This window comes from Streptomyces sp. NPDC048415 (genome assembly GCF_040651675.1).
Taxonomy (GTDB): Bacteria; Actinomycetota; Actinomycetes; order Streptomycetales; family Streptomycetaceae; genus Streptomyces.
Genome location: NZ_JBEZKJ010000175.1, coordinates 1 through 8,176, shown reverse-complemented (window position 1 = coordinate 8,176; position 8,176 = coordinate 1). Strand labels below are relative to the sequence as shown.

Sequence of the window (8,176 nt, the reverse complement as noted above, 5' to 3'; positions counted from 1 at the left end):
ACGCGACTACATCTTCAACGGCACCCTGGCCGTCACGGCGATCGTCATCTGGCTCCGCGACACCGTCCAAGAGCCATCAGAAACGGCCTAGTGCCGGATTGGGGGTGCTGACGGCACGTGGGAGGCAGTGACCGATCACCGCAGACCTCTTCTCGGAGGGGCCGTTCGGCCCGTCAGGGTCCTGGCCCCGACCCGCCGGGAGTTTGGGCGCAACGTGGACATCTCCTCGAGGCGCTGACCGAAGAGGTCTCTGACCCTCACGATGAAGCCCTCAGCCGACTGCGGACAGTTGAGGGCTCATCCTCGTCCTCACGCCTTTCGATACGACGAGTTGTCCTGGGCCGAGTCGTCCTTGGCCACGTCGTTGGGGCGGAAAGTGACCGACTCGCCCGAGAAGCGGGCGCTGAGTCCGCTCGCTGTGGGGGTGACCGAGCGCAGGTGCAGGCCCTCGGGGAGGTTCCGTAGCTGGATCGGCTTCTCGAAGACCTTGTCGAGCAGTGCTTGGGTAGTGGCCAGCGCGCCGCCCGTGACCTCGAAGTCCTTGAAGGCGATGCGGTTGCCTGAGGCCGCCGAGACAGTCGTCGTCACCTTGACCTCGTCGCCGAACGGTAGTTGAACGTTCGCGCTGATCTGGCCGGGGTTGGTCCCTTGGGACACCTCCAGGCCGAGGGCGTTGGACACGTCCGTGTACGACAGATAGGCGGTCGCCTCCGCCGAGTGTGCCAGCGCCTCGGTGTCGTCGTCGGACTTCGTCAGTCCGTCCAGTTTGAGGTCAAGTTGGGAGACCGGCAGCGGGCGGGTGGATCCGTCCGCGGGTATGTCGTGCGCGGTGATGTCCACATGCCGCAGGGTGCCGGAGGCCAGCTGGGTCAGCACGGGGAAGCCGCGGACGTGGACCTCGGGCCGGTCGGGTGTGTCCATGCCCTGCTGGAACGCCTTCGCCGTGCGCGACTCCACCAGGGCCGCCGCGACCCGGTCGGCCGCGAGGGGCAGGAGGGTCATCGCGGCCAGGGCGGCGCAGGCGATGACGACCGGCCGTCGGCTCCTGCTGGGCGCCGCGGGCGGCTCGAACGACGCGTACGTGATGTCGTCCTCGTAACCGTGCTGGGGCTGGTACATGAGACTCCTTCAGATGGGCGGCTGTGCCCGCCCGGCGCTGTGCAGCCGGTGGACTGCGGAGGCTGCGTCGTCCTTGTCGACGCCCGCGGCGATCAGTGCGGCGGTGGCGGCGCCGGTCCCGTCGTCCACCGAGACTTCGGAGTTGACGCTCTCCAGGAGTGCCAGCAGGTGTGCTTCGAGGGCTCTGCTGAGTGGGCCGGGCGGAACGGCGGTGTGAAAGACGCCCTGCTGCTGGCCGGCGGCCAGGATCCCGGCGGCCATGTCACGGGCGGGGGAGAGGAGTTCGCCGACCCCGTCGGGGCCGAGGTCCTGGCGGGCGAGTCCGATGAGGGTGCGGTAGCGGTCGCCGACCGTCCAGAGGGCCAGGACGAAGCGCGCCAGGGCGTGCGCGGCGTCCGGTGTCGGCCTGCTGGCAGCGGCGATCGCGAGGCGTATCGCTGCTGCGGCGTCTGCGGCGAGACCCTCGACGAGCGCTGAGCGACCGGCGAAGTGGGCGTAGACGGTGCGACGGGCCACGCCGGCGGCCTCGGCGATGTCGGCGAGGCTGCTGTCGGGGTCGCGGCCCAGTTCCCGCCGGGCCGCTTCCAGGATGCGCGTGCGGGTGGTGCGTGCCGCGCGGCGCTGTGGTGCGGGCGGGGCTGGGTGGCTGGTCACATCGGTGCCTCCGGTACGGAGAAGGGGGCCATCGGAGAAGGGGGCCATCCGAGATATTTGCACACCACTGGGCAATAAACTAGTCTGCTCATCGATGTGCAATTAACTCGTCCTTGGGAGTCTCCGTGCCCTTGATCGCCACCACACCCGTCGAGAAGGTGACCGGGCCGTACCCGCGGCGCTGGTGGGCCCTGATCGTGCTCTGTCTGAGCCTGTTGATCGTGGTCATGGCGAACACGTCGCTGATCGTGGCCGCGCCGGACATGACGCGGGATTTGGGGCTGTCCAGCAGTGACCTGCAGTGGGTCATCGACGGCTACACCGTCCCGTACGCCGCGCTGATGCTCGTGTTGGGCTCGATCGGTGACAAGTACAGCCGCCGCGGTGCGCTGATCACCGGCTTGGTGATCTTCGCGGGCGGTTCGGTGATGGGCAGCCAGGTCGACGCGACCGCACTGGTCATCACCGCCCGCGCGATCATGGGCGTGGGTGCCGCGGTCGTGATGCCGGCCACGCTGTCCCTGCTCGTTGCGATATTCCCGAAGCGTGAGCGCGCCAGGGCCATCACGGCCTGGACCGCCACATCCGGTCTCGCCATCGCGGTCGGCCCGCTGGTCGCGGGGTGGCTGCTGGAGGACCACGCATGGGGCTCGACCTTCCTGATCAACGTCCCCATCGCGGTCGTCGCCGCTATCGGCGCGCTGATGCTGATCCCGCCGTCCAAGGCTGAAGGCATGGGCCGGATCGACTACGTGGGCGGTCTGCTCTCCATCGTCTCCGTCGGCTGCCTCGTCTACGCGACCATCGAGGGCCCGCACTTCGGCTGGGGCGTCGGCCCGATCGCCGCCGCTGTGGTCGCCGGCGTCGGCCTGGTGGCCTTCGTCGCGTGGGAGCTGCGCCACCCGCATCCCATGCTGGACGTGCGCAAGTTCAAGCTGCGCCCCTTCAGTGGGTCGATGATGGCGGTGCTGTTCTTCTTCTTCGGCACCTTCGGCGCCATCTACTACTCCACCCAGTTCCTGCAGTTCGTCCTCGGCTTCAACGCGCTGGAGACCGGCGTACGCCTGCTGCCGCTGGCCGGCGCCGTCTTCGCCGGCGCCGCGGTGACCGGGCAGCTGACCCCGAAGCTGGGCATGAAGGCGATGGTGGTGTCCGGCATGCTGATCGGCACCGTGGGCGTCTTCCTGCTCACGCAGGTCGACAAGGGCTCGACGTACACCGACTTCCTGGCGCCGATGATGATGCTCGGCTTCGCGATCGGGCTCAGCGTTTCCCCCGCCACCGATACGATCATGGGCTCCTTCCCCGAGTCCGAGCTCGGCGTCGGCGGCGGCGCCAACGACACCTCCATGGAGCTCGGCGGCTCCCTCGGTATCGCGATCCTCGGCTCGCTGCTGGGCACGGCCTACAAGGACAAGCTGACCGCTCTGGTCGGCGGCCACCTCCCGGCCGACGCGCTGGAGACCGCCAAGGACTCCGTGGGCGGCGGCCTCGCGGTCGCCGAGCAGATCGCGAAGACGCCTTCCGCCGGCCCTCAGCAGGCGCAGACCCTGGTGGACGCCGTGCACGAGTCCTTCGCGCACAGCATCGCGCACACCAGCCTCATCGGCGGCGTCATCATGGCCGCCGGCACCCTGATCGTTCTCGCCGTCCTGCCCGGCCGCCGGGGTGCCGGTAGGCACCGGCCGGCGGAGGAGACGGAGGCGGAAGCGCGGGACGCCGAGTACAGCGACTCCGTGCAGTGATCCCGGTCGGCCTCGTCAGCCGAGATCGGGCAGCGGACGCCGGGCGACCTCGCGGAGGTCGTCCGGCGGAACGCCCGGCTTGCGATGGGCCATCTCGGCCAGGTTCGCCGCGGCCTCTTCGCCGTCCATACCGGGGCGGGCGCTCCTCAGCCCCCGGGACAGCAGGTCCCTGCCCAGTGCGGACAGGGCGACCGTCGTCGGATCGAGGACCGCGAAGCGGCCGGAGTCGATCCCGACCTTGAGGTCGCGCAAAGCCCGAGCGGCCAGGCAACGGGCCTCCCCAAGCCGACGGTGCACCGGCTGGCGGCGGCTCTCATCCGGCTGGGGTGGCTGGAGCGCTCGGGCCCGCAGTACCGGCTCGGCCCGAAGCTGTTCGAACTCGGCTCGCTGGTCCCGCGCCGACGCGATCTGTGCGAGACGGCCCTGCCCTTCCTGCAGGACCTGTTCGAAGCCACCCGCGAGACCATCCACCGCGGAGTCCGCGAGGGCCTGGAGGTGGTCTACCTCGAACGCATCCACAGGCACGAGGCGCTCCAGCTGCCCCCCCCCGCATCGGCGGTAGTCTGCCGCTGACCTGCACCGGCGTCGGCAAGGCTCTGCTCGCCTTCTCCGACGCCGAACTGACCGAGAAAGCCCAGAAAGCCCTGTCCCGCCCACTGCCGAGCCGCACCCCGTACTCGATCACCGACCCGGCGCGTCTGCACTTGGCCCTGGAGAAGATCCACGTCTCGGGCCTCGCCTAGGAGGAACAGGAGGCCGCGCTCGGCGTGAGCTGCATCGCGGCACCCATCTTCGCCGGCGGCACCACCGTCGCCGCCCTCTCAGTCGCCGTACCACGCTCACGCTTCAGCCCCGCCCAACTCGCCCCCGCCGTACGGACCGCGGCCCTCGGGCTGTCCCGTGTCCTGCGCGGGGGCTGACCGCGGCAACGGGCTGTCGCCGTGATCGCGCCTGGGGTGGCGCCGACAGGGCCACGGGAGACGGGCCGGGATGGCTCCGGTGTCGGATCGTCGGGGCGAGGTCCCTTCGGTACGACGCAGCGGTCAAGTGGGGCGCGGAGCGCCGGAGCGGTGCTCAGGCCGGCGCGCCGGCAGCGGTCAGCCTTCCGCCTGCCCTCCTCGCCCCTCGGAGTACTTTCGCCGACGTTTCCGTCGGTGCGCAGGCTCTCGGCGCCAGCCGGCGCCAGCCAGCGCGAGAGCGGCAAGGCCGGGCACGGTGAGGTCGACGTGCCGTTGCCGTTCGAGGGCGTCACGTTCAGGCCCGGCGACGTCCTGCACGCCGACGAGGACGGGGTGGTCGGACGGCATGGTTCTCCTTCCGGCGTCGGTATGACTGGTCCGGCTTCCCGCCTGGTCCGGTCTCTGGTCGCGCGCCGGATTTCCGGCCCGGGATCACCCGAAGGTCCTCGTGTCAGAATGAGCGAGCCATTCGTTCTGTTCTGTCGTTCATCCTGTTCGGCCGTTCTCCGCATGATCCACCGAGGTTGTCCGTGACCAAGTCCGTTGCCCGCGTGCCGCTGCGACGCAATTCGCGGTCCAATCGGGCGCGCATCCTCGCCACGGCCCGCCGGGAACTCGGGAAGAACCCGGACATCACCTTGGAGGAGCTGGCGCGGGCCTCCGGTGTCGTGCGGCGTACCCTCTTCGGGCACTTCCCGGGACGGACGGCGCTGCTCGAGGCGCTGGCCGAGGAAGCCGCCGAGACCCTCCGGGACGCGGTGACTGCCGGGGCGAAGCCGACGGAGCCCGCCGAGCGGGCGCTCGCGTACTTCTCGTTGTCGATGTGGCCCGTGGGGGACCGCTATCGGATGCTCCTGGCGCTGGCCCGGCACGACCTGGGCGCGGAACGGGTCGCCGAGGTCCTGGCACCGGCCCGCGACGAGGTCACGGCCATCCTGGAGCGTGGGCAGCGGGACGGCGTCTTCCACAGCCAGGTGCCGCCCGCCGTGCTCAGCGCCGGGCTGGAGGCGATGACGGTCGCGCTGCTGGAGCAGGTCAACACCGGAGCGCTGGAGGACGACGGCACCCGGGTCGCCGTCGTCACGCTGGTCGCGGCCGGTGTGCCGGAGAAGCGGGCGCGTGTCGTGGTCGACGACATCGCCGCCACGGTCGTAGCGGTGGCCGCTGCTGGCGACTGAGCCGCCACACGCCTCCGCGTCACGCCCTGGAGGCCTGCCGCCCGGCTCCTCATGCGCTCCCGCCGCGCCGCTCTCCTCAGCTCAGCGACTCCCGCCGGGTGAACGCCGTAGACGCCGACGAGCCCGACGGCATCGGACTCGTTGAAGGCGCCCCTCCCTGACCGCCGGCGATGCGGTGAGTAGCCTTCCTGAGTGAAACGCATCCTCGTTGCCGGCATCAGCGGGGCCGGAAAGACCACCATGGCGCAGGCCCTCGCCCTACGGCTTCAGCTGCCGTTCCACGAGATGGACGCCCTGAAGTTCGTCGGTCCGCACTGGGCGACCAACCCCGATTTGCATGAGCAGGTGGCCACGATCGCAGCCACCCCCGGGTGGATCTTTGACTCCTTCGGCTACCCGGAAGTCCGCGATCTGCTGTGGAGGCATGCCGACACGGTGGTCTGGCTCGACTACCCGAAAGCCGTCATCATGCCCCGCATCTTGCGCAGGTCGTTGCGCCGGACCCTGCTGCGCGAGCGGATCTTCGGCGGCAATGTGGAAACTCTGTCCGGCTGGTTCAGAAGCGACCACCCAGCGTGGTGGGCCTGGTCCCAGCATGCCGCGCGGCAATCGGAGATCGAACAACGCACTCAGCATCCCCGCTTCGCGCCGCTCCACGTCATCCGCTTCCACTCGCCTCGACGAGCGGACGAGTGGTTGCGGACCCTGTATGAGGCTGGGGCCGAGGCATGACAAGGTGAACGCGCCTCGGATGCATTCGAATTCCTGAAACCGATGAGGTCAGGGGTTGGTCGCTTACCACTGGTCGGCGAAAAGCGACGCGGCTGGGCGGGACCCAATGTCGCGCGTACGGTGGCGTGCATGGGCAGGGACGGAGTGGTCCGGCTGCGGAGCTGTTCGTCGTCGAGGCCCGTGAGACGGGCCCTCGGCTGTGCCGGACGTGCGGCAATCCGCTGATACCGCAGTGAAGTCGACGGCGGTGTTCCGATCGACGGCCTCCCGCTCGCGGCACTCGCGTCGCCTGCTGCGGACACGGGCGAGGACCGAGGCGGTCCAGGCCGCCACGACAGTCAACTGCTGTGAGAGCGGAGCGAGTTGGACGGCCGGGGTGGAACATCCCGTCTCGGCAAAGTACTGCTCTCCCCGCTGCCGCAAACGGGCCTATTCCGCAGGCAAGGGCAGTCCGGGCCAGTCGAAAGCACCAGGGGCCTGCTGGTGGCGGTGTTACGCACCGGCAAGCGCATGGTGTTCGCGACCAACCCGCTGGCCGCCGCCCGCTACCGCGACCGCACTCTGTCTCCCGCAAGAAGTCCGACCGCGGCGCGCTCTGGCAGGCGGCCCAGGGCCGTCGGTGTCGCCAAGTGGCAGGCACGCGCGGCGAGTTGGCGGCCTGGAGGGTGCCGCGCCGGACCCGAGGGGTGCGGGTCCCCGAGGGCCGTGAGTGAGCGTAACCCGGGACCGCTACGACGAGCTGGGCAAGCAGGGCCGGGAGTGGGTGCGGACGATGAGCCGTGCTCACTGGTGCCTCGGGGACGCGGCCATGGAAATCGAGCTGATGCGTTCGTACGGGGGCACGAACCCGTCCGGGAGAGACGACCTGTTCACGGCGAGCGAGGCCAACCGAATGTTCGCCAAGGAGATCGGCCAGGCCTGTACGGCAGTTCGCAGCTGAAGGTGGGTGGCCTCGCCCTGGCCGGAGAAGCACTGGCGGGCGGCGATGCCGTTCACGATCCAAGATCCTGGCCAGGTTCCCCGACCCGGAAGAACCGTCCACCGGCGTGACCGAGCCGCTCTGGACGGGTCACGGGGAAGGGAGCGAGGGGGCCGGCCATCATGGCTCGGGCTGCCGAGACGGCATCGCAGCGGCCGCTCTCGATGGCCGACTCCATCCCTTTCCTCGTGTGGAATCCGCCGACGCAGATCACGGGGATGTCCAGCTGCGCGGTGAACTGCTCGGATTGGGGGAGGTTGAAGCCCTCGCTGCCAGTAGCGAGACCTTCTGCGACGCGTTCGATGAGGGGGCGCGGTGAGCATCGCCATCCGCCGCCGGCGCGTCATCGACATCCCCGAGCCTTCGGTGAGCTGTCCGCGGATGGAGCCTTTGTAGTAACCCGGGATCATGCCCGGCCACGACCCGTAGTGCGCCCTCGAGGTGTCCACTGCGACGACGGTGACGATGCCGTCGGCGCGGGCGGCAGGGAGAGTGACGGCCGAACCGGGCTGGCCCTGGCCTGGGAATCACAGCTCGCCTTCCCAAGTGAAAGGGCCTGACGTTCATGCCGTGGTCGTGGTGCGTGCCGCTGCGGAGCGGATCGGGGGAGGGCCTCGCTGGCCGGGCGGTGCAGCGCAAGGTGCGGATCAGCGTGCCGTTCAGCAGCGGACGCTGTTCTTCCCCGGCGGCCTCCAGCGCCTCGTGCAGAGCGAGTTCATTGGGTGGTGAGGAATTGTTCGGCCCAGACGGTTTTGCCGGTGGGGGTGTGGCGGGTGCCCCAGCGTTGGGTGAGTTGGCCGATGAGGAGGA

7 protein-coding genes and 3 pseudogenes are annotated in these 8,176 nt (G+C 69.8%); 7 read left to right on the top strand and 3 right to left on the bottom strand.

Annotated elements, in window-relative coordinates:
- Positions 1 to 309: 309 nt before the first annotated feature.
- A complete protein-coding gene (locus tag AB0D27_RS44445; protein WP_362521111.1) occupies positions 310 to 1,119 on the bottom strand; it encodes a DUF2993 domain-containing protein in 810 nt (269 codons plus the stop codon).
- Between the two features lie 9 nt (positions 1,120 to 1,128).
- A complete protein-coding gene (locus AB0D27_RS44440; RefSeq protein ID WP_362521108.1) occupies positions 1,129 to 1,773 on the bottom strand; it encodes a helix-turn-helix domain-containing protein in 645 nt (214 codons plus the stop codon).
- 125 nt (positions 1,774 to 1,898) lie between these two features.
- On the opposite strand from AB0D27_RS44440, the gene AB0D27_RS44435 reads away from it, so the two are divergent.
- The gene (locus AB0D27_RS44435) at positions 1,899 to 3,518 is read left to right on the top strand and encodes an MFS transporter (RefSeq protein ID WP_362521105.1); all 1,620 of its coding nucleotides are present in this window, start codon (positions 1,899 to 1,901) and stop codon (positions 3,516 to 3,518) included.
- A 15-nt stretch (positions 3,519 to 3,533) separates the two neighbouring features.
- Here the strand turns inward: AB0D27_RS44435 and AB0D27_RS44430 are convergent.
- Positions 3,534 to 3,785: pseudogene (locus AB0D27_RS44430) on the bottom strand (TetR/AcrR family transcriptional regulator); the annotation flags it as partial.
- 3 nt (positions 3,786 to 3,788) lie between these two features.
- Here AB0D27_RS44430 and AB0D27_RS44425 point away from each other — a divergent pair.
- From AB0D27_RS44425 to AB0D27_RS44400, 6 genes and pseudogenes are all read left to right on the top strand, one after another.
- A pseudogene (locus AB0D27_RS44425) lies at positions 3,789 to 4,438 on the top strand (IclR family transcriptional regulator); the annotation flags it as partial.
- A gap of 21 nt (positions 4,439 to 4,459) precedes the next feature.
- Positions 4,460 to 5,011 carry a hypothetical protein gene (locus AB0D27_RS44420; RefSeq protein WP_362521102.1) on the top strand — a complete coding sequence of 184 codons (552 nt, stop codon included), beginning with the start codon at positions 4,460 to 4,462 and terminating at the stop codon, positions 5,009 to 5,011.
- Complete coding sequence (locus AB0D27_RS44415) at positions 5,008 to 5,655, top strand: TetR family transcriptional regulator (RefSeq protein WP_362521100.1); 648 nt, start codon at positions 5,008 to 5,010, stop codon at positions 5,653 to 5,655. Before AB0D27_RS44420 ends, AB0D27_RS44415 begins: the two co-directional genes overlap by 4 nt.
- A 192-nt stretch (positions 5,656 to 5,847) precedes the next feature.
- Complete coding sequence (locus tag AB0D27_RS44410; RefSeq protein ID WP_362521097.1) at positions 5,848 to 6,387, top strand: AAA family ATPase; 540 nt, start codon at positions 5,848 to 5,850, stop codon at positions 6,385 to 6,387.
- Positions 6,388 to 6,846: 459 nt separating this feature from the next.
- Positions 6,847 to 6,977 (top strand): annotated as a pseudogene (locus AB0D27_RS44405) (IS110 family transposase); the annotation flags it as partial.
- A 119-nt stretch (positions 6,978 to 7,096) separates the two neighbouring features.
- Positions 7,097 to 7,327 (top strand): hypothetical protein, encoded by a 231-nt coding sequence (locus AB0D27_RS44400; protein WP_362521094.1) that lies wholly within the window; start codon positions 7,097 to 7,099, stop codon positions 7,325 to 7,327.
- Positions 7,328 to 8,176 lie beyond the last annotated feature (849 nt).

Bases quoted from the DNA above. Each gene is read 5' to 3' on its own strand.
- AB0D27_RS44445 (WP_362521111.1), bottom strand. From the start codon at position 1,119: ATGTACCAGCCCCAGCACGGTTACGAGGACGACATCACGTACGCGTCG.